The organism is Candidatus Polarisedimenticolaceae bacterium (assembly GCA_036376135.1).
Lineage (GTDB): Bacteria > Acidobacteriota > Polarisedimenticolia > Polarisedimenticolales > DASRJG01 > DASVAW01.
Window position 1 is genome coordinate 45,367 of sequence record DASVAW010000167.1, and the last position, 20,665, is coordinate 66,031.

Below are 20,665 nucleotides of genomic sequence, written 5' to 3' on the forward strand. Positions count from 1 at the left end.
GAATTAAAAGAATGGGACCGTTTCGTGAGTTGACGGCCCGCGGAACCTCCCCGTACCCTTACCCCCGATGAAATGGATCACCCGACCCTTCGCGACCCTCACCGTGCTCCTGGCGGTTGTCGCCGCGACCTTCTTCGCGGGACCCTCCTCCGAGCCGATGGCCGCAGCGCCGGTGCGCCAGCAGACGCTCGCCCTCGCCGGTGGGTTGCCCGACTCCTGGGAGCACCGGGCGATCGCCTGGCTCGACGCCCAGAGGGGCATCCCGATGTCGCGGACCGAGTTGGGCTCCCTCGTCCGGCTCGTCGACCGCACCGCCGAGCGGTTCGAAACCGACCCCCTGATGATCCTCGCCGTGATCCAGGTCGAGAGCCGTTTCGACCCCTTCGCGGTTTCCCCCCGCGGCGCCCGAGGGCTCATGCAGGTCCGTCCCGAGACCGCCCGGGAGATCGCCCCCCGACTCGGGATCGAGTGGACCTCGGACGACCTGCTCTTCGATCCTGAGGTGAACGTCCTGATCGGCACGTGGTACGTCCAGCATCTGCTCGAGCGCTTCGACGGCAACCTCGACGCGGCGTTCGCGGCTTACGAGGCGGGGCCGGGACGCATCGAGGGGCACCTCGCGCGATCGTCGGAGGTGCCGCTGCGCTACGCCGATCGCATCTGGAACGTCCTCGTCGCGCTGCAGACCCAGATCGCCGCCTGACGCGCTTTACCCCGTTCGGACCGCTGTGGTAGCGTGCCCGCCCTTCGCGCGCGCTAGGAGTCACGCGGGATGAATCCGTTCGGGGACCAGCTCCTCAACGTCGTCACCTTTCTGCCCCTCGTCGGGGCGCTGCTCCTGTTGCTGCTCCCCGGCGAGCGACACGGGTTGATCGCCAAGGCCGCGACCGCGATCGCGGGTCTCGGTTTTCTCGTGAGCCTGCCGCTGTGGTTCGGTTGGGCCAAAGCACCCGTCGATGCGCACGGGTTCCGGTTCGTCTTCGAGATGGACTGGATTCCCTCGCTGGGGGCCCGGTACCTGGTCGGCGTCGACGGCATCTCGATGCTGCTGGTATTGCTCACGACGTTGCTCGGCTTCATCGCGATCCTGGCCTCGTGGACGGCGATCCACCACCGCGTGAAGGAGTTCTACGTCTTCATGCTCGTCCTGCAGACGGGCATGCTCGGCGTGTTCGTCAGCCTCGACGCCTTCCTCTTCTACGTGTTCTGGGAGGTCGTGCTGATCCCGATGTACTTCCTCATCGGGATCTGGGGCGGCCAACGCCGCCTCTACGCCGCGGTCAAGTTCTTCCTCTACACGCTGTTCGGCTCCGTGCTGATGCTGCTCGGGATCCTCGCCCTCTACTTCTACCACCACGCGATGACCGGGCTGTACACCTTCGACATCCGTCAGCTCCAGGCGATGGGGTCCTGGACCGACTGGTTCGACCTCCAGAAATGGGTGTGGGTCACCTTCTTCATCGGCTTCGCGATCAAGGTCCCGATGTGGCCGCTGCACACGTGGCTCCCTGACGCTCACGTCGAGGCGCCGACGGCGGGCTCGGTGATCCTCGCGGGCGTCCTCCTGAAGATGGGGACCTACGGGTTCCTGCGCTTCAGCCTGCCGATGCTCCCCGATGCGACCCGCTACTTCCTGCCGTGGGCCCTGGGCCTGTGCGTCGTGGGGGTGATCTACGGCGCGATGGTCGCGCTGATGCAGAAGGACTGGAAGAAGCTCGTGGCCTACTCGTCGGTGAGCCACCTGGGCTTCTGCATGCTCGGCGCGTTCGCGCTCAACCACCAGGGGATCACCGGCTCGGTCCTCCAGATGATCAATCACGGTCTGTCGACCGGGGCGTTGTTCCTCCTCGTCGGGATCGTCTACGAGCGCCGGCACACCCGCGAGATCGCCGAATACGGAGGGCTCGCCAAGGTCATGCCGTGGTTCGCGGTCTTCTTCCTCGTGATGACGCTCTCCTCGATCGGCATGCCGGCCCTTCCCGGGAACGGATTCACGGGAGAGTGGACGATCCTCGTCGGCGTGTTCCAGCTTTCCGACAAGGCCTGGGCGGTCCTCGGCGCGACGGGGATCGTGCTCGGGGCGGTGTACATGCTCTGGCTCTACCAGCGCACCGTCTTCGGGAAGCTCGACAACCCCGAGAACGAGAAGCTCTCCGACCTGAGCGCCCGCGAGGTCGCGACGCTCCTTCCGCTCACCGTGCTCGCCTTCTGGATCGGGCTCCATCCCGCGCCCTTCTTCAAAGTCCTCGACGAGCCGGTCGCCAAGATCGTGCAGCAGGTCGAGAAGACCTGGACCTACCCCGCCGCCGGGCTGCGCGCGGAGCGATGACGCGGCCCGTCCGCTTCGCCCTCTACGCGTCCGGCGTCGCCCTCGTGTCCGCGATCTCGATCGCGATGGGGGTGTCCGCCGCCGGGGGGGCGGTCGGCTGGGCCTTCTCGGGGTGGGCCGCGGCGGCCATCCCCGGGATTGTCGGCGGGGCCGCGCTCGCCGCGACCCTCGGACGGCCCGGCACCGGTTTCCTGATCGGGCTGTTCGGGACGATGGTCTTTCGGGCGCTCGGGCTGATCGCCGTGCTGGCGCTCGCCCGCACGAGCGCGGAACCGGCGCTGCGGGACGCCCTCGTGGGGTTCGCGACCGGGCTCGTGCCGCTGTTCGTCTTCGAAGCGGCGTGGTTCCTCCGAGCGTCCCGGGGAGGCTCCGTCGAGCCATGAGTCCGCTTGACATTCCTGCTAAATTGTTCGGCCGCGAACGACTTTTGTGAGGAACGCTCCGCAAGGCCCCCGAGGGACGTCCGGGTTGAGCCTCGGTCGCGTCGCGGGGCTGGGCACGGAACTGCTGGTCGCCGTCGGGTTGGGCCTGCTCGTGGGCCGTTGGCTGGATGGGAAGCTGGGGACGGCGCCGTGGCTCCTCATGGCGGGCGCGGCTCTCGGCGGATTCTCGGCGTTCTGGAATCTGTACAGGCAGGTGGCGGCCTCGAACGCCTCCGCCGGGCAGGGGAAACGGGACGATGAGCGCAGCGACGACTGAAGCGGTGGCGGAAACCGCAACGCACGGCGCCGAGGCCTCGGGCAAGCTCGACATCGGCGGCCTGATCATGCACCACATCACGGACAGCCACGAGATCGAGGTGCCGTTCTTCCCCAGCCTCAAGATCCCGCTCCCCGAGATCCACGTCGGCGGGTACGACATCTCCATCACCAAACACGTCGTCATGATGTGGATCGCCACCGGGTTGCTGCTCTTCGTCGCCGCGTGGGCGGCCCGACGCTCCAAGGACCCGATCCCGCGGGGCTGGCGCAACGCCCTCGAGGCGATCATCGTCTACATCCGCGACGAGATCGGCCGCAAGGCGCTCGGCGACCACATCGATCATTACTTGGGCTACCTCGTCACGACGTTCTTCTTCATTCTCTTCAACAACCTGCTGGGACTCGTGCCCGGCATGGCGACCGCGACCGGCAACGTCGGCGTCACCGCGGCCCTCGCCGGGATCGCGTTCCTGATGATCCAGGGGTCGGGGATCCGCGAGTTCGGGGTGGTGAAGCACTTCAAGCACCTCGTGCCCTCGGGGCTTCCGCTCTGGCTCCTGCCGGTCATGATTCCCGTCGAGATCCTCGGCATGCTCGCGAAGCCCTTCGCGCTGTGCATCCGACTCTTCGCCAACATGACCGCCGGTCACGTGGTGATCCTCGGCCTGATCTCGCTGATCTTCATCCTGCAGACCGCGTTCGCGGCGCTCGTCTCGGTGCCGTTCACGCTGTTCATCTTCGTCTTGGAGATTCTCGTCGCGTTCATCCAGGCGTACATCTTCACGACCCTGGTCGCGACGTTCATGGGCATGTCGGTTCACCCCGCGCACTAAGGTCGCGGCGGAACAGGGAGGAGAGGGACGATGGAACCCGTTGGGATGGCGTATCTGGGCGCCGGCGTGGGCGCGGGACTCGCACTGATCGGCGCCGGTCTCGGCATCGGCAAGCTGGCCGCCTCCGCGATGGAAGGCATCGCGCGCCAGCCTCAGGCGGCGGGCACGGTGCAGACCGCGATGCTGATCGCGGCCGGCCTCATCGAAGGCGCGGCGCTCTTCGCGCTCGTCATCTGCTTCCTCCTCCAGGGCAAGTAGTGTCCGTGCGCCGCATCGCCTGCGCCGCGGTCGGTTCCTGCGGCTTCGCGTCGTCCGTGCTCGCGGCCGAGGGGCACGCGGGCGGCGGCGGCTCGCTGATCACACCGCAGTTCGGCCTGATCTTCTGGACGTCCCTCACCTTCATCATCCTGCTCCTGCTCCTCCGACGGTTCGCGTGGAAACCGATCCTCGGCGCCCTCGAGACCCGGGAACGACAGATCCGCGAGGACATCGAGCAGGCCAGGCGGGGCCGCGAGGAGTCCGAGAAGATCCTCGAGGAGAACCGCACGGTCCTCGTCCAGGCCCGCCGCGAGCGCGCCGAGGCGGTCGAGGTGGGCCGCAAGGACGCCGAGCGCCTCAAGGCCGAGATCCTCGAGGAGGCGCGGCGTCAGCGCGAGTCGCTGCTGGCACAGACGCAGCAGCAGATCCAGGCCGAGCTGCGCTCGGCCCGCGCGGAGCTCCGCAAGGAGGCGGCCGATCTCGCGATCGAGGCCGCTTCGCGGATCCTCGCCAGAAACCTCGACGACGCCTCGCAGCGCAAGATCGTCGAGGACTACCTCGCCGACCTGGAGAAGCTGCCTCCGGGGTCGGCCTCACTCCCCAGCTGATCGCCGCGCGGGCCCCTCACGGGGCCCGCGTCGTTTCATCCCGTGCGCCGATTCCTCGCGTCCGTTCCCGCGTCGTCCCGACGACGGATTCCCGTCGCCGTCGGGGCCGGGGCGCTCGCGCGACTCGAAGACGACCTCGAGCGCTCGGCGGCCGGCCGCCTCGTCGTGGTCGTCTCGGACTCGAACGTCGCGCCCCTCCACGGCGTGCCGCTCGTCGGGAGACTCCGCGGTCGCGGACTGCGCGCGGAGCTCGTCGACTTCCCCGCCGGAGAGGTCCACAAGACGCGCGAGACCAAGGCCGCCATCGAGGATCGGCTCGCCGCCTTCGGCGCGGATCGGTCGACCCTGCTCGTGGCGCTGGGCGGCGGCGTCACCGGGGACGTCGCCGGGTTCGTCGCGGCGACGTGGCTGCGCGGCGTCGAGGTCGTCCAAGCCCCCACCTCGCTCCTCGCGATGGCCGACGCCGCCCTCGGCGGGAAGACGGGCGTCGACGTTCCCGCGGGGAAGAACCTCGTGGGGGCGTTCCACCAGCCCTCGGCGCTTTATGCGGACGTGGAGCTCCTCGCCACGCTTCCCGACGCGGACTTCCGGAACGGATTCGCAGAGATCGTGAAGAGCGCGGTCGTCGGGGATGCCGCCGCGTTCGCGCGCCTCGAGCGGGACGCGTCCGCGCTCGCGCGGCGACGGGCCCCGGTCGTGGAGCGGACTCTCGCCGCATGCCTTCGACTCAAGGCGCGGATCGTCGCCCGGGACGAGCGCGAGGCCGGGGTGCGGATGATCCTGAACTTCGGTCACACCGCCGCACACGCCGTGGAGGCGGCTTCCGGGTACGCGGTGTCGCACGGCGAAGCCGTGGCGATCGGCATGACCGCGGAGGGGAGGATCGCGGTCGAGGCCGTGGGTTTTCCGGCGGAGGACGCGGCGCGGGTCGAGCGGCTCCTCGCCCGGCTCGGCCTGCCGCTTCGCGCGCCCGCGGGAACCTCGAGGGAGGAACTGCTCGCCGCGATGGCGCGCGACAAGAAGAACCTGGCGGGGCTCGTGCGGTGCGCATTGCCCCGCGCGATCGGCCGCATGGGGGATGCGGGTGCGGTCGCGACGGTGGTGGACGCGGAACGCCTCGCCGACGCCCTGCGCGGCGATTGACAGCACCGATCCCGCGCCCTAGGGTAGCCCCTCGCATGCCGCCGCAGGAGTTCGGACGTTATCGGGTCGAGCGGGAGTTGGGCCGCGGGGCCATGGGCGCCGTCTTTCTCGCGCACGATCCGGAGATCGACCGACGCGTCGCCGTCAAGACGATCCAGGTCTTCTCCGGACTTCCCGACGCCGAACGCGAGCAGGCGCGGCGACGGTTCCTGACCGAGGCCCGCAGCGCGGGCAGGCTCGTCCACCCCGGCATCGTCACGATCTTCGACGTCGGGGAGGCCGACGGCGCGCCGTGGATCGCGATGGAGTACATCGAGGGGCAGACGCTCGACGCCTTCTGCCGCCGCGACCGCCTGCTCGGTGTGGACGTCGTCGTCGACATCGTCGCGGGGCTCGCCGAGACGCTCGCCTACGCACACCAGGCCGGCGTCGTGCACCGGGACATCAAGCCGACCAACCTGATCCGGACCGGCGAACGTGCCGTCAAGATCATGGATTTCGGCCTCGCGCAGTCGGGGACGGCGGGACGGACCCAGGACGGGCATCTGCTCGGGACCCCGAACTACATGGCCCCCGAGCAGATCCGCGGCGACCGCGCCGACGCGCGCACCGACCTGTGGTCGCTCGCGGTCGTCCTCTTCGAGCTGCTCACGGGAGAGAAGCCGTTCGCCGGGGACTCGGTCTCGTCGGTGCTGTACCGCGTCGTGCACGAGCCGCCGCGGGAGCTCGGCCCCCACCTCGAGCGCGTCCCCGTCGCGCTCGCCGGCTTCCTGAAGAAGGCGCTCGCCAAGGACCCGCAGGCCCGTTTCGCGGACGGCGCCGCCTTCGCGTGGGCCCTGCGCGAGGCGAGGCGGGCGACGGCCGACCGCGCGACGCCGGCGGCGCGGAGCGTCGCGGCCCCCGCGGCGGAGCCGGCGGGATCCGGGCGGTCGTCGTTGCTTCCGTACCTGTTCGGTGCGGCCGCGGTGATCGCGTCGGTCGTCGGGGTGCTCGCCTGGCGTCATGCCGAGAGCCGCAGGCAGGCGGCGGCCTTCTTCGAGACGACCGTTCGCGCGGAACCGTCCGAGGCCGCGGTGACTCTCGACGGCGCCCCGCTCGCGGACCCTCGGCTTCGCGTGCCGTCCGCGGGCCCTTTCCCGAGGGTTTCCGCGGCGGCGGGGTGCCGGCGGGTCGAGCACCTCGTGGCCCCGTCGGACGCGGGGCGCGAGATCGTTCTCGTTCTCGACCCTGAGAAGGCGGCGGTCGCGGTCGACGCGGGCGTCGACGGCGCGGCGCTGCGCGTCAACGGCGAGTCCGCCGGAACGTCACCTCGCGAGATCGAGCTCGATCTGTGCCGCGAGAACCGCCTCGAGGCCGCAGCCGACGGGTACACCCCCGCCGCGGTGGTGGTCCCTGCGGGAGCGTCTCCCAAGGACGCGCGCGGCGCCGCGGCGGCGCTGCGGCTGGCGGCCATTCCGACCGGGCGCATCGTCGTTCCCGCGCCCGGCTCCCCGGTGCGATGGCTCGTCGACGGGAAACCCGCGCAGCGGGAGGACGGATCGCTGCGCGTCCCCGCGGGACGTCGCGAGGTGCGCGCCGTCAACGAAGACACCTTCGTGGACGTGACGGCGGTCGTCGACGTTCCGCCGGACGGCCACGTCGACGCCGACCTGCGCGTGCCGCCGCTCGCGGAGCTTCTCGTGCAGGCCTTCCCGCCGAACGCGAAGGTCTACGTGCGCCGCGGCGGCGGCTGGCGCTACCTCGACGACGTTCCACTCGAGCGACAGATCGCCGCCGGTTCCTACGAGTTGCGGGTCGAGTACGTTCCGACGGGGGCGACCCAGGAACGCAAGGTCTCGCTTCGACCGGGCGAGAACCCTCCGCTAAGATTCGCGTTCGAGTCGAAGCGATGAATCGTCGTCGATGCGGGTTCGTCCGGGGGGCTGTTGCCGCGACGTTGGTCGTCGCGTGCGCGGGCCCGGTGTACGCGCAGCAGCCCGCGCGCGATCCGGCCGCGGCCGAGCGCGAGTACCGGGTCGCGCGACGACTGGCCGCCGAAGGTTCGCCGGAGGCGGCGGCCGCGCTGGCGCGCGTCGTCAGCCTCGACCCCGCGGGTCCGTGGGCCGACGACGCGCTCGTGGAGCAGGCGTTGCTCGAGGGGCTTCCCGGGTGGCCCGAAGCGCTCGGTGCGATCCCCGAAGAAGCGATCCGCCGTGCGATTGTCCCGCTCGAGCGCGTCGTTTCGGCGCTCCCCGCCTCCGACCGCGCACCCGAAGCGCGTTATCGCACCGCTCTGGCGAAGCTCGAACCGCTCGCCGGTCGGGATCCGGTGAAGGCGCGTGCGGAGCTGCTCGCACTCGCGTCGACGGGTGCGGAGGGCGCGTGGACGCTCGCCTCGCGCTACGCGCTCGGCTGGCTCGACGAGCAGGATGGGGCGCACGAGCGCGCCTACGGCGCCTACCTGCGTCTTCTGGTCGATCACCCGGGGACCGAGGCCGCGGCGAAGGCGGCGCAGGGCGCGGGAAGGGTGGCGATGCGGCGCGGCCAGTTCGGGCCCGCCGCGGCGCTGCTCCAGGAGGCCGTCGACGCGACGGGCTCCTCGGCTCCCGAGGCGGCGCCCCTCCGGGACGCCGCGGTGCGGAACCTGCGGCGTTCCGCCTTCGCGGTGACGCGCTGGCCGGCGACGACCCCCACGAAGTGGAACTCGGCGATCAAGGGTGCGCTCGCGGCGGTCGCGCTTCCCGGAGGGGAGGTCCTCGTCGCCGACCGGCGCGCCGGGGCGATCGTGCGCTTCGACCGGTCGGGGCGCGAATCGGCGCGCATCGCGCTCGACGAGCTCGAGGCGCTCGCCGTCGACCCCTTCGGACGCGCCTGGGTCGCGGCCGGGGAGCGGATCTACGTGCTGCGCGGCGACCAGCCGGTTCCCGTCGCGAGCCAGGGGGCCTTCGCTCCGGCGGGTGCCCTCGCCGTCGACGCCGCCGGGAGGATCTATCTCACCGATCGCCGCGGCGATCGGGTCGCCCGCGTCCAGCCCGGAGCACCGTCGCCGGAGCTCCTTCGGGAGCGCCGAGGGGCGGCGATCGCGGCGCTCGCGTGGAGCGGGGGACGGCTCCTGGCGCTCGAGGAGCGCACCGGTCGCGTCCTGGACGTGCGTCCGGACGGAACCGACGAGGTGGTCGGGACCGTCGCGGCGTCCTCGACTCCGTCGTTGTCCGTCGACGCGGCGGGGCAGATCGCCGTGCTGGACGCGCGTGCGGGCGCGATCGTGCTCCTGGGCGTGGACGGTCAGCCCAAGGATCGCCTCGTGCTCGAGGCGGCCGGCGTCGGGCGCGTCGCCGCGCTGACGTTCGGTCCGGACGGCGCCCTCGATGTCGTCGACGCGGCCGGCGTCGTGACGAGGTTCCCGTGAGGACGCTTGGAGGTTTCGCGGCGGGGCTGCTCGGCATCGCGCTGTTCCTCGCGCCGATCCCTGCGCGAGGGCAAGCGCAAGGCTCAGCCGAGCTCGAGGCGGCCCGGGTCGAGCTCGAGGCGGCCCGCTTCGACAAGGCGCTCGCGGTGCTCGACGCCCTGCTGGCCCGCCCGGACCTCGAGCCTTCGATCGCCGGGTCGGCTCTGGCGCTTCGGGCGCAGGCCCGCGTGGCGACCGGAGACCTCGGCCGTGCGGAGCAGGACTGGAAGCGCCTCCTCCTCCTTCGACCCGACTACGAGCCGGACCCGACGACGACCGGTCGGAAGGCGCGGGAGCGTTTCGATCGGGTCGCGTCGACCGTCGTGGGGGGGCTGAAGTTCGAGATCGATCCTCCCGGTGCCCGCATCGCCGTGGACGGGAGGCTCGTCACTCCCGCCGCCGACGGGACGCTGCGCCTTCCCGCCGGAGACCGCCGGATCGAGGTCGAGCATCCGGGCTTCGACCCGGCCTCGCTCGGGGCCACCGTCATCGCGGGGGACATCGTGCCCGTCCGCGTGCGCCTCGTGCCGAACGCGCGTTCGGTCGTCCTGCGCACCGAGCCCGACGGTGTGGAGGTCCGCCTCGACGGGACGCTGCTCGGGGTCACGGCGCGGCCGTCCGAGTCCGCGCCCGCGTCCGCCCCCGCGTTCGCGCGGGCCGCTCGCCTCGAGATCGCGGATCTCCCGCTCGGCGAACACGTCTTCGAGCTCACGAAACCGTGTTACCGGACGACGCGCGTCCGCGTCCAGGTCCAGGTCGATGTGACCGATCGAGGAGCGATCGCGCTCGAGACCGTCGCGCTCGACCCCGCGCGTGCCGTCGTCGCGGTCCGCGGGAAACCGGAAGGGGCGGAGGTCCGGGCGGACGGCGTCGCGCTCGGACGCATCCCCCTCGAGGGAGCCGCGCTTTGTGCGGGGACGCGCGCGTTCGAGGTACGCGCCGGGGGGCGCGTCGTGTGGCGCGAGCGGGTCGAGCTCCCCGAACAGGGAACGGCGACGCTGGAGGTCGCGCCGCGGCCTCAGGCCGTCCTGCTCGGCTCCGCGACGTGGCCGGCCGCCCTTCGCGAGCTCGAAGGGGCGTTCGGGGTCGAGGCGCGCGCGGAGTTGCCGGCGGGAACCGACCTGGGAGCCGCGGAGGGTTGGGCGTCGGTGACGCTTCCTGCGGACACGGACCTCGCAGTGGCGGTCCTTCCCGCCGGAGCGGGGCAGGGGGTCGGCAGGGTGGTCCTGTACAGCCCGATCCTGCGAACCCTCGAGACGCTCGAGGGCGCCGCGCTGTCGATCCGTCGTCCGTCCCGGGTTCGTCCCACGCTCGGGTGGCGCCTGGCGGATCTCTCCGGTGGCGGCGTCGTCGTGGCGGAGGTGATTCCCGGCGGTCCTGCGTCCGCGGCGGGGGTCGTCGCCGGCTCCGGGGTCGCCGTCCTCGCGGGAAGGGTCGTCGCGTCCGCGGCGCAGGCCCACGCCGTGGTCGCCGGGCTGCCTCCGGGCTCGCCGGTCACGATCGATCTCGTCGTGCCGGGGGAAGCCGAGCCGCGAAAGGTCGAAGCGACGCTTGGCGGCGCCCCCGTCTTCGCGCCGAAGACCGAGGGTCCCGGCGGCGCCGCGATTGCTGCCGCGTGGGGGGCGGTGGATGGCGTCGGGGCCGAGGATCGCCGGATCGCCCTGGCCCAGCTGGGGAGCCTGCTGCTCGTCGCGGGTCGGGCGGAGGCGGCGGCCGACGCGTTCTCGCGTGCGGCGTCCCCGCCGACGACCGAGCCCGGCGCGATCGACTACCTCCTCGGACGCGCCCTCGCCGCCGCGGGGCGCGAGGCCGAGGCCCGCGCCGCTTTCTCACGCGTGCGCGAAGGGAGCTCGCGCGCCGAAGGGGGCGACGGCCCGCCGCTCGCGCCCGCCGCCGCCGACCACCTCGCCGATCTCGGAGTGGGGGGCCGCTGACCCGGCCTCAGTACTCGCCCAGCCCGGGGTTGTTCGCGAGCGCCACGTAACGAAGCGCCTGCTGGGTGTCGCCGATGCGCTGCCGCGAGCGCGTCTCCGAAGCGGCGATCTGATCGAGGACGTACCCGACGTCGTCGGCACGACCGCTGTTGATGCGGCGCTCGAGACCCGCGAGCTCGGTCCGGAGCACGTCGCGGGTGACGGCGTCGGGGACGAGCGATTTCCGCGACGAAGCCTCGAGCGCCTCGATCTCCTGGCGGACGAGGGCGCGTGCCTGCTCCGCGTCGATCCCGGCCGGAGGCGTGGCCCCCTGCGCGACCTCGTCGGGCCGGCCGGCCGACCCGGCGACATACCCGACGCCACCGACGAGGGCGGCGGCGAGGAGTCCCGCGGCGAAGGCGGCCCAGGACGGGACGGTGCGGCGCGGCGTCACCACCACGATTCTCGGCGCGACAGGAACCTCGGGCGCCGCGTCGGCGAGGAGCGCCCTCGTCGCGGCGAGCCTCTCCAGCGTCGCGGAGCACGACGCGCACCCCGCGAGGTGCGCCTGCACACAGGCGCGATCTTCCGCCGAGACGTCGTCGTAGACGAGCGCGACGAGACGGGACTGGAACAACTCGCAGGCCATGGCCGACTCCTAGACGCGGACGCCCTGCCGTTCGAGGGCGCCGCGCATCGATTCGAGCGCGAAGTACATGCGGGACTTCACGGTGCTTTCGGGGAGGCCGAGCACCTCGGCGATCTCCCGGAACTTCAGCCCTTCGTATTCCTTGAGGACCACGACCTCCCGCTGCTCGGTCGGGAGGGACTCGAGCACCCTCCGCACCGCCGCGCGGCGCTCTTCGGCCTCGAGGGCCGCCTCCGGCTGCTCGTCTTCGGGGGCGACCGCCGCGGGTTCCGGGGCCGGGTCATCCGCAGCCGGGCGCGGGTGGACGAGGATGCGATCCCATCGCCGGTTGCGGCGAGCACGGTCCCTGCACAGGTTCAGGGCGATCTGGTACATCCAGGTCGAGAACTTCGCCCCCGGCCGGTAGTGGCGCGCCCGATCGAGCACGCGGAGGAAGGTCTCCTGACAGACGTCCCGCGCCTCGTCGTCGCGCCCGACCAGGCGCAGGACGAACCGGAACAGCGGCTGCTCCCATCGGGCGACGAGAGCTCCGAGCGAATCGAGGTTCCCCGCCCTCAGGGCCAGGACGAGGTCCTCGTCGGTGGGTGACTCCAAGCGACCGTTCCTCCGTGGGTCCGGACGCCTCATTAAACGCCCGACGGGCGCGTTTGGTCGACACCCGCGGGATGACGCTGGACGTCGCCCGCCGTCCGGGGACGGTCACACCGCGTCACCCCGGGGCGGCGCCCGCCGGCGACGGAGGCGGATGCAGCGCCGACGGAAGACGTCGGGCCGTCTCACGAATTGGCCCCGAGTCCGGAGCTTTCCGCCCCGAAACTCGGTGCGCGACGCCTCGGGCCGGAGCCCGAAGCGGGGAGGAGCGGACGCGTTATTCAAAGAACTCGTCGATGGCGTTGCGGTTGCTATCAGGTGGACGAACTCGGCGCAGGGGCAGGTCGCGCCGGGGATCTCCCGAGGAGTCCTCATGACGCTGAGCACGGCCGCCGAGGATCGAAGGAGGACGGCCCCCCGCGCGGAGGACTGGGAGGCGGTCGCCCGGCGTCAGGACGAGGAGATCCGCAGCTTGTGCGCGGAGGTCCTGGAGCGTTACGAGGAGGCGACGTTCGTCTACCGTCTGGCGGAGCGGATCGCGGCGGAACGGGGAGAATCGGCCATCGCGCGGATGGTCGTGGACGACGTCGCCCAGGTCCTCGGCGCGCCGCGCGGCGAGGTGTGGCTGCAGGGCAACGACGCCTTCACGCTCTCCGTGGCCGTCGGAACCCCCGGGGAGGGAGCGGCGGACACCGACCTCGAGATGCTGGCCCGGGCGCGCCGCGGCCAACCGTGGGTGCGCGACGGGGACATCCCCACGGTGGCGGTGCCGCTCCCTTCGCCGTCGGGTCCGCCGCTGGGGGTGCTCGTCCTGCGCGGACGCCGCAGCGGGCGTCCCTATCGCGCCGGCGAGGTCAAGCTCCTCGGCGCGATCGGCTCCCTCGCGTCGGCCTTCCTGCGCAACGAGCGACTCAGCGAAAAGGCGCGCCAGGCGGAGCTCCGCCAGCGCGAGGACGAGCTTGCCCGCCAGGTCCATCGCGGCCTGCTCCCGCACCAGGACCCGGAGTTCGAGGGGCTCGACGTCTCGGGCGGGTTCCGCGCCGCCGAGGTCGTCGGCGGCGACTACTACGGCTACGTGCCGATGGCCGACGGGAGTCTCGGGATCGCGATGGCCGACGTGTCCGGGCACGGCGTCGGCGCGGCGCTGTACATGGCGACCGCCAAGGGAGCGATCCAGTCCGAGGGTCGGCGGATCCTGTCTCCCGCCGAGTTGCTCGCCCAGACCAACGAGGTGCTCCTGGGCGACTTCTCCGGCATGGACATGTTCGCGACCAGCGTGTTCGTCCGCTTCTATCCGGGGGCGCGCCGGTTCGTCTACTCGAACGGGGGGCACAATCCGCCGTTCCTCGTGCGCAGCTCCGGAGAGGTCGTGCGTCTCGAGAGGGGAGGGCCCGCCCTGGGGATCCTCCCGCGCGTCCGCTACCTCGAGGAGTCGTTCCCCTTCGCCGAGGGGGACGTCCTGATCCTCTACACCGACGGGATCGTCGAGGCCCGTGACGCCGAGCAGCGGTTCTACGGACTCGATCGACTGGTCGAGGAGGTGAATGCCTCGCGGGCCCTTCCCGCGCCCGCGATCCGCTCCCGGGTGATCGCCGACCTCGAGCGGCACGTCGAAGGGCTGCCCACGCGCGACGACGTCACGCTCGTCGTCGCGCGCGCGATCGCCTCGGGGGCCGAGGTCTCGGGATGAGCGCCGGAAAGCGGATCCTGATCGTCGACGACGACGCGTTCATCCGTCGCCCCCTGGAGTTCATCCTCCGCGAGGAAGGGTTCGAGGCGTTCACCGCCTCCGACGGAGAGGAATGCCTGCGCCGGGTCGGGGACGTCCGTCCCGACCTGATCTTCCTCGACGTCATGATGCCGGGTCGCGACGGGTTCGCCGTCTGCGGGGCCCTCAAGAGCGACCCGGACCTCCGGTGCATTCCCGTGATCCTGCTCTCGGCCCGGGGCATGGAGTCCGACCGGCAACGCGGCCTGGACGTCGGAGCCTCGGACTTCATGACCAAGCCTTACTCCCCCACGGAGCTGCTGCGTCGCGTGCGCGAGCTCCTTTCCGGAAACTGAGGTGGCGCGTATGGCGGAGCTCCGGGACGAACGCGTCGCCGCGATCCGGCCCCTGGATCGGGCCGAGATCGAGCGGCGCGTCCGCGATCGCCTCGAGGGGTTGCTCGCCGGTCGGAGCGGGACGGCGCGTTCCGGCCTCGTACCGATCTCCGCGGCGGAGCTCGTCCGCCTCGCGGCGCCGATGACGTCGCGGAACTGAAGGGGACGGCCCGGATGGCGCAGTGGAGCCGCGCGGATCGGACGCTGCACGCGAAGCTCGTCTACTACGGGCCCGCGCTCGGCGGGAAAACCACGACCCTTCGCGCGATCCACCGCCTCACCGACCCCGAGGGGCGGAACCCGCTGCTCTCGCTGGCGACCGCCGACGACCGCACGCTCTTTTTCGACCTGCTCCCCTTCGAGCTCGGATCGATCCTCGGTTATCGCGTCGCGCTGAAGCTGTACACCGTGCCGGGGCAGGTGCGGTACGACGCGACGCGTCGCGTCGTCCTGGCCGGCGCCGACGCCGTCGTGTTCGTCGCCGACGCCTCGCCCGGTCGCGCGGCGGACGCGAGGGCCAGCTGGGAAGACCTCCGCCGCAACCTCGGGGCGAACCGCATCGAGGGCGCGGGTTTCCCGATCCTCGTCCAGGCGAACAAGCAGGACGTGGAAGGCGCCGCGGACGCCGCGGAGGTCGCCGGATGGCTCGACGTCAGGCCGCATGTCGTGCGCGGCACGAGCGCGCGGACGGGGGAGGGCGTCCTCGACGTCTTCGTTGCGGCCTCGAAGGCGATGCTCTCGCGCCTCGTTTCCCTCGCCGACGAGCGAACGCGGCGCGAGATCGATCCCGCGCAGCTCGACCGTCAGGTCGAGGCCGCGTTCGCCCCGTACCGGGGGCGTCCGGGCCCGGCCGCCGACGCGCCGGAGCGACGCTCGACGATCCCGCTGGACGAGGCCGACCTGCTGGGAAGCGCGGTCCGCGTGGGAACGCAGCTCGGCGCGGAGCTGGCCGACGCGCGGGCCCGGGGCGCCCGCCTCGAGCGGGAGGCCGACGCGCTCCGCACGCTCACCGAGATGCTCCGCCGGGTGGACGCGACCTTCGATCGGGACGCGATCGCCGACGGCGCGCTCGCCGCGGCGGGGGCGGTGCTCGGGGCGGCGCGCGCGGAGGTCTGGAGGCTCGACCCGGAGACGGGCCCGAGGCTCGAGCGATCCTGGGGCGACGGCTCGGAGCGACTCGCAGGACCCGAGGGCGCGTCCTTCATCCGGGCGCTGCTCGAGGCCGGCTCGACGTGCGCGGCGGACGACCTCGCGTGCGAGACGAAGGGCGCGCTGCCGCGCGCCGCCTTCGCGTGCGCGCCGGTGGAAGGCCCCGCGCGCCGGCTGCTGGCGGTGCACGTGCCCGCCCCGGAGCGGCGTTTCGACGCGGCGGACCTCCGGTTCCTCTCGACGGTGGCCGGGCATCTTGCGGCGGGATTCGACAAGGCCGGCGTGTGGGCGGAGCTCGTGGCCCACCGCGAGCGCCTGGAGGTCGCCGTGGCGGCGCGGACGAAGGCGCTGGCGCGCGCCTACGAGGAGCTGCGCTCGCTCGATCGGATGAAGGACCGCTTCCTCTCGAGCGTCTCCCACGAGATGCGCACGCCGCTGACGGCGATCGTCTGCTCGGCGAGCTTCCTGCGGGACTACGGGGGAGCTCCCGAGGAGCGGCGCGAGATGGCCGAGAACGTCCTGCGGGGCGCCGGCGCGCTCGAGCGCCTGCTCGACGGCCTGTTCCGCATCGCGCGTCTCGAGCGCGGGGGCGAGCCGCTGGGCGCGAGCCGTCTGTCCGTGCCCTCCATCGTCGGACGCGCGATCGAGCTCGCGGGGAATCCCCGGGTCGACGTCGCGCTGGCGGAGGATCTGCCCGCGGTGACCGGGGACCCGGATCTCGCTCCGCGCGCGCTCGCCAACCTGCTGGACAACGCCCGCAAGTTCTCGCCGCCGGACTCGTGCATCACCCTCCGCGTGGAGGCGTGCGGACTGCGGATCGGGAAACGCACGGCGGAGGCGGTGGCGTTCACCGTGCTCGACCGCGGGCCGGGTGTTCCCGAGGCCGATCTCGAGCGGCTGTTCGAGGCCTTCGAGCAGGGAGGGGAGACGCTCACGGCGAAGCCGGCCGGAGTCGGGCTCGGGCTCTACGAGGCGCGCCTCGCGGCGCGCCGTCACGGCGGGTTGCTGCGCTACACGCCGCGGGCGGGCGGCGGCTCGGAGTTCCGACTGGTGCTTCCGGCGGCGACCGCGTCCGCGGACCTCGAGGCGGTTCGTGGCTGAGCGCTTCACCGCCTCCCTCGCGATCGCGAGCGATCCGGCGCAGTTCCGCGACGCGCGGGGATGGCTGTCCGCCCTCGCGAAACGCGCCGGCCTCGACGAAGGCGCCGCGCACGACGTGCTCGTCGCGTTCACGGAGGCGTGCGCGAACGCCTGCCGGCACGCCTACGGCGGCCGGCGCGACGGCCGGATCGAGATCGACGTACGGCACGAAGGGGGTGCCCTGGAGATTCGCGTGCGCGACTTCGGCCGCCGGTTCGATCCCGACGGCGTGCCGGAGCCCGAGTTCGACGACCCGCGCGAGGGCGGCTACGGCGTGTTCCTCATGCGCAATCTGATGGACGACGTGCGGTTCGGCGTCGACGGTCCGGGGACGGAGGTCGCCATGATCAAGCGCGCCGCCGTGCCCGCCGCCGTCGCGCGAACGGGGGGAGGTTCCTAGATCATGGCGGAACTCGTGAGACGGATCGCGCCGGCGGCGGGGGAGGTCCCCGACCTCGCCGAGTTGTGCCGGATCCACGACCTCGGGCTCGAGCTGATCGAGTGCTCGGACGACCTCGACCACCTGCTCGATCGGGTCCTCGAGGAGTACGAGCGGCGGCTCGCCGAGCTGCCGGGCGACGCGCTCGACGGGCGCGCGACCGAGCGGGGCGCGGACTCGCAGCGCAAGCTGCGCGCGCTGGTGATGTTCGCGACCCAGGCGTCGGCGCTGCGTGCGAAGGCCCTCGCCGCCGACGAGATCCGGCGTCGAGCCGACGCCGTCGAGGCGGGGAACACGCGCCTCAACGGCGTGCTCGCCGCGCTCCAGACCGGTGTCCTGATCGTGTCGGCGGACGGGATCGTCCGGAAGGCCAATCGGGCCGCGGCCGCGATGTTGTGCGGGGATCCGGAAGCGACCTGCGAGGGAACGCGCACGCCCGCCTTCCTCGACGACGCGCCGCACGACGCGGAGTCCGAGGTGGTGCTCGCGCGGGGGCCGGGCGGGCGCACCGTCCTGCTGGTCGCGCGCCGCTCGCTCGGCCCCGTCGACGCGGACGAGGTCGTGACGCTCAGCGACGTGACGCGGCGCTACGCCGAGCTGGAGGAACGCCACCGCCTCGAGAAACTCGCCGACCTCCTCCGAACCCTCGGCGTCCTCAGCCACAAGATCAACAACCCCCTCACCGCGCTCCTGGGCCGCGCGCAGATCCTCCGCGCCAAGGCGGAGACCGATCCTTCGGTCGCGAAGGCGGCGCAGGTCATCGAGGAGTCCGCCATCCGGATCGCGGACCTCATCCGGGAGCTCGCGCGCGTCGTCAAGGAGGGGCGGCAGGAGGCCGTGGACCGCGTCCTCGACATGCAGCACGGCTCCGAGCCCGACGGAGGACGTCCATGAGAGTGGAACGTCTCGACCGGAGCGGGATCGCCAGCCTTCGGCTGACCGGAGCGGACGCCCTCGACATGGCGAACGCCCACGACGTCAAACGCGGATGCCTCGAGGCGGTCGAGGACGGGCTCGACGTCGTCGTCGATCTCTCCGAGGTCGACTTCGTCGACTCGGCGGGGGTCGGCGTGCTGGTCAGCGTGTACAAGCGCACCCGCCTGCGCGGCCGGCGCGCGGCGTTCGTCGGCGTCCGGCCGGGGGTGCTCGCCGTGCTCGCGATCCTGCGCCTCGATCAGATCTTCGAGATCCGCCCCGACGCTCCGGCGGCCCTCCGCTCGATCGCGGTGGGGATCGGCGACCCCGCGGACGTCTGATCCGGCCTCAGGCGCCGTCGGCGTCCGCGCGCCGACGGAGGAGGTAGACGGCGACGAACGCGAAGGCGAGGGAGAGCGCGACGTAGGTTCCGGAGGCGGGCGCCGGGCGACCCGACCCGTCGAGCCACACCGGGGCGGCTCCGAGCAGCAGCACGTTGATCCACGCGTGCACGAGCGCGGGGAGCCAGAGGCTTCGCGAGACGAGCACCAGCAGGCCGAACAACACGCCCAGCGACGCCGAGAACACGAACCGCTCGAGCGCCTGCTCCCCCCCGGGGGCGAGGACGAAGTGCTCGAGCCCGAACATGAGCGAAGGCGGCAGGAGCGCCGCCCACCGCCGTGCCGCGGGGGAGCGGGCCCCCAGCCGCGGGGCCAGCCGCCCGCATTCCTGCTGCAGCAGTCCCCGGTAGTAGAGCTCCTCCGCGAACGCGCGCAGGGTCTGTCCCCCGGCGACCCAAAGGCCCAGCGCGTCGAGGCGCGGGCCACGCCAGGCGAATGGGGCGCCGAGCAGTCGCGGCACGAGCCCGAGCGCGGCGTACGTGGCGCCGACGGCGATCGCGGTCACGACGATCCCCTCGAGGAGCCGTCGGAGCGAGAGGCTCGCGGCGACCCGGCGGGCGGCGGGAGGCGAGAACGGCCAGAGCAGCGCGCACGACAGCAGCAGTCCGCCCCCGGCGAACGCGCGGTACCACGCGTCGACCATCACCGCGGGAGCGAGCTCGGCCGGCACGAATCGATCGAAGACCGGCTGGTAGAGGAAGATCGAGATCCACTTCTCGGTGAGGAGCATCGCGAGCAGAGGGGTCAGACTTCCCAGCCGAACGCCGGGGCCGGGGCTGGGCCCCCGTCGGCTCTCCCACGACCAGATCAGCAGCACGAAGATCACCGCGGCGAAGAGCAGGCTCCCGACGGCGGGAGGGGCGTAAGGGGAAGCCGGGGTGTGTTCGTGGAACTGACGGAGCATTCCCGCCGTGAGGAACGTCGCGGCCAGGATCGCCCACGCGAGGGCGCGCGGGATCCTCACGCGCGGGCCCCTCGAGGCTCCACCGCGACGACGAGACCGCGGGAGGTCGCCAGCCCCCGCGCCATCCGCGGCGTGTTGAACGCCGCGGCGGCGCGCCCCGCGCGATCGACGAGGATGAGGCCGGCGTGCCCGTCCACGCGCGGGAGCTCGCGCACGGCCGCGGAAGCGGCGCGCGACGGGACGCGCCCGCCGGCGAGCCCGTCCACGGCCGTCTTGGCGAGCACGCAGCGCAGGATCGCCTCCCCCCAGCCCGTGCAGGATGCGGCGCCGAGGCGGTCGTCCGCCCACGTTCCCGCACCGATGATCGGCGTGTCGCCGACGCGCCCCGGTGCCTTGTCCTGCGTCCCGCCGGTCGAGGTGGCCGCGGCGGATCCGCCGCGTGCGTCGATCGCGACGGCGCCGACCGTGCCGTGGGGGCGCGCGTGCCGGAACTCGTGCTCGACGAGGTGTCGCTCCCCGCGCCGGATGCGGCGCCAGCGGGCGAGCTCCCGGCCGACGAGCAGACTGGACGTCCGGCAGGTTTCCGCGCCGTGGGCCTTGGCGAAGCGACGTGCGCCGGCGGCGACGAGCAGGACGTGCGCGCTGCGCTCGAGGACGAGCCGGGCGACGCTCACGGGGTGCCGAACCCCTTCCACCGCGGCCACCGCGCCGGCGCGTCGGCTCCGCCCCTCCATGATCGAGGCGTCGAGCTCGAGGCGACCGGCGGCATTCAGGTGAGCGCCGCGGCCTGCGTTGAAGGTCGGGTCGTCCTCCAGGATGCGCACGCATCGCTCGACGACGTCGAGTGCGTTCGCTCCTTCGAGGAGCAGCGCCCAGCCGGCGCGCAGGGCCCGGTCCACTCCGGCGCGATGGGCCTCCACCTGTCCGTCCGGGATGTTCCACGCTCCGCCGTGAACGGCCAACGCGATCGGCACGCCATCCTCGAGCCCGCGTCCCGCCGCCACGCCCAGCGGAGTGGCGGAAGCGCGTGGGAGTCGAACCCACCCCGGACGGCGTAACCGCCCGACACAGGTTTTGAAGACCAGGGGGTCCACCGGGACCCGTTCGCTTCCTCCGTGGAGGGGCGCCCAATGTAGAGGGGAGCCCGTTCGAACGTCAACGA

Annotated in this window: 22 protein-coding genes and 1 tRNA gene; 18 read left to right on the top strand and 5 right to left on the bottom strand. The window is 72.4% G+C overall.

The features are described 5' to 3' along the window. Positions 1–67: 67 nt before the first annotated feature. From VF139_18475 to VF139_18525, 11 genes are all read left to right on the top strand, one after another. The gene (locus tag VF139_18475) at positions 68–703 is read left to right on the top strand and encodes a lytic transglycosylase domain-containing protein (protein ID HEX6853389.1); all 636 of its coding nucleotides are present in this window, start codon (positions 68–70) and stop codon (positions 701–703) included. Positions 704–772: 69 nt separating this feature from the next. After that, on the top strand, positions 773–2,329 hold the full coding sequence (locus VF139_18480) for an NADH-quinone oxidoreductase subunit M (protein HEX6853390.1): 1,557 nt from the start codon (positions 773–775) through the stop codon (positions 2,327–2,329). Next, complete coding sequence (locus tag VF139_18485; GenBank protein ID HEX6853391.1) at positions 2,326–2,712, top strand: hypothetical protein; 387 nt, start codon at positions 2,326–2,328, stop codon at positions 2,710–2,712. The genes VF139_18480 and VF139_18485 overlap by 4 nt, the downstream gene beginning before the upstream one ends. An 85-nt stretch (positions 2,713–2,797) precedes the next feature. Then, on the top strand, positions 2,798–3,028 hold the full coding sequence (locus tag VF139_18490; GenBank protein HEX6853392.1) for an AtpZ/AtpI family protein: 231 nt from the start codon (positions 2,798–2,800) through the stop codon (positions 3,026–3,028). Further along, on the top strand, positions 3,009–3,863 hold the full coding sequence (atpB, locus tag VF139_18495; protein HEX6853393.1) for a F0F1 ATP synthase subunit A: 855 nt from the start codon (positions 3,009–3,011) through the stop codon (positions 3,861–3,863). Before VF139_18490 ends, atpB begins: the two co-directional genes overlap by 20 nt. Before the next feature lie 30 nt (positions 3,864–3,893). Then, the gene (gene atpE / locus VF139_18500) at positions 3,894–4,121 is read left to right on the top strand and encodes an ATP synthase F0 subunit C (GenBank protein HEX6853394.1); all 228 of its coding nucleotides are present in this window, start codon (positions 3,894–3,896) and stop codon (positions 4,119–4,121) included. Between the two features lie 5 nt (positions 4,122–4,126). Next, positions 4,127–4,729 (top strand): F0F1 ATP synthase subunit B, encoded by a 603-nt coding sequence (atpF, locus tag VF139_18505; protein ID HEX6853395.1) that lies wholly within the window; start codon positions 4,127–4,129, stop codon positions 4,727–4,729. Between the two features lie 42 nt (positions 4,730–4,771). Further along, entirely contained in the window at positions 4,772–5,872 is a 1,101-nt protein-coding gene (gene aroB / locus VF139_18510; GenBank protein ID HEX6853396.1) for a 3-dehydroquinate synthase, read from the top strand. A gap of 35 nt (positions 5,873–5,907) precedes the next feature. Continuing rightward, entirely contained in the window at positions 5,908–7,764 is a 1,857-nt protein-coding gene (locus VF139_18515) for a serine/threonine-protein kinase (GenBank protein HEX6853397.1), read from the top strand. Beyond that, positions 7,761–9,260 (top strand): hypothetical protein, encoded by a 1,500-nt coding sequence (locus VF139_18520; protein ID HEX6853398.1) that lies wholly within the window; start codon positions 7,761–7,763, stop codon positions 9,258–9,260. The genes VF139_18515 and VF139_18520 overlap by 4 nt, the downstream gene beginning before the upstream one ends. After that, positions 9,257–11,233, top strand: coding sequence for a PEGA domain-containing protein (locus VF139_18525; protein ID HEX6853399.1), 1,977 nt, complete (start codon positions 9,257–9,259; stop codon positions 11,231–11,233). The genes VF139_18520 and VF139_18525 overlap by 4 nt, the downstream gene beginning before the upstream one ends. 7 nt (positions 11,234–11,240) lie before the next feature. Here the strand turns inward: VF139_18525 and VF139_18530 are convergent, their stop codons facing one another. Both VF139_18530 and VF139_18535 read right to left on the bottom strand, forming a co-directional pair. After that, on the bottom strand, positions 11,241–11,861 hold the full coding sequence (locus VF139_18530) for a zf-HC2 domain-containing protein (GenBank protein ID HEX6853400.1): 621 nt from the start codon (positions 11,859–11,861) through the stop codon (positions 11,241–11,243). A gap of 9 nt (positions 11,862–11,870) precedes the next feature. Further along, positions 11,871–12,455, bottom strand: coding sequence for a sigma-70 family RNA polymerase sigma factor (locus tag VF139_18535; GenBank protein ID HEX6853401.1), 585 nt, complete (start codon positions 12,453–12,455; stop codon positions 11,871–11,873). A gap of 370 nt (positions 12,456–12,825) precedes the next feature. Between VF139_18535 and VF139_18540 the strand changes: the two genes are divergently transcribed. From VF139_18540 to VF139_18570, 7 genes are read left to right on the top strand one after another with little or no spacing between them, the layout of a single operon-like run. Beyond that, positions 12,826–14,142 carry a SpoIIE family protein phosphatase gene (locus tag VF139_18540; GenBank protein ID HEX6853402.1) on the top strand — a complete coding sequence of 439 codons (1,317 nt, stop codon included), beginning with the start codon at positions 12,826–12,828 and terminating at the stop codon, positions 14,140–14,142. Next, the gene (locus VF139_18545) at positions 14,139–14,516 is read left to right on the top strand and encodes a response regulator (GenBank protein HEX6853403.1); all 378 of its coding nucleotides are present in this window, start codon (positions 14,139–14,141) and stop codon (positions 14,514–14,516) included. Before VF139_18540 ends, VF139_18545 begins: the two co-directional genes overlap by 4 nt. 10 nt (positions 14,517–14,526) lie before the next feature. Further along, positions 14,527–14,715 carry a hypothetical protein gene (locus tag VF139_18550; protein ID HEX6853404.1) on the top strand — a complete coding sequence of 63 codons (189 nt, stop codon included), beginning with the start codon at positions 14,527–14,529 and terminating at the stop codon, positions 14,713–14,715. Positions 14,716–14,729: 14 nt separating this feature from the next. Then, on the top strand, positions 14,730–16,805 hold the full coding sequence (locus VF139_18555) for an ATP-binding protein (GenBank protein ID HEX6853405.1): 2,076 nt from the start codon (positions 14,730–14,732) through the stop codon (positions 16,803–16,805). Then, a complete protein-coding gene (locus VF139_18560) occupies positions 16,798–17,244 on the top strand; it encodes an ATP-binding protein (GenBank protein HEX6853406.1) in 447 nt (148 codons plus the stop codon). Before VF139_18555 ends, VF139_18560 begins: the two co-directional genes overlap by 8 nt. A 3-nt stretch (positions 17,245–17,247) precedes the next feature. After that, complete coding sequence (locus VF139_18565; protein HEX6853407.1) at positions 17,248–18,177, top strand: histidine kinase dimerization/phospho-acceptor domain-containing protein; 930 nt, start codon at positions 17,248–17,250, stop codon at positions 18,175–18,177. Further along, entirely contained in the window at positions 18,174–18,539 is a 366-nt protein-coding gene (locus VF139_18570) for an STAS domain-containing protein (protein ID HEX6853408.1), read from the top strand. Before VF139_18565 ends, VF139_18570 begins: the two co-directional genes overlap by 4 nt. Positions 18,540–18,546: 7 nt before the next feature. On the opposite strand, the gene VF139_18575 is transcribed toward VF139_18570, so the two are convergent. From VF139_18575 to VF139_18585, 3 genes are all read right to left on the bottom strand, one after another. Then, positions 18,547–19,563 (bottom strand): CPBP family glutamic-type intramembrane protease, encoded by a 1,017-nt coding sequence (locus VF139_18575; protein HEX6853409.1) that lies wholly within the window; start codon positions 19,561–19,563, stop codon positions 18,547–18,549. Continuing rightward, the gene (locus VF139_18580) at positions 19,560–20,477 is read right to left on the bottom strand and encodes an isoaspartyl peptidase/L-asparaginase family protein (GenBank protein HEX6853410.1); all 918 of its coding nucleotides are present in this window, start codon (positions 20,475–20,477) and stop codon (positions 19,560–19,562) included. The genes VF139_18575 and VF139_18580 overlap by 4 nt, the downstream gene beginning before the upstream one ends. Positions 20,478–20,518: 41 nt before the next feature. Beyond that, positions 20,519–20,615: transfer RNA gene (locus VF139_18585), tRNA-Sec, on the bottom strand. Between the last annotated feature and the right edge of the window lie 50 nt (positions 20,616–20,665).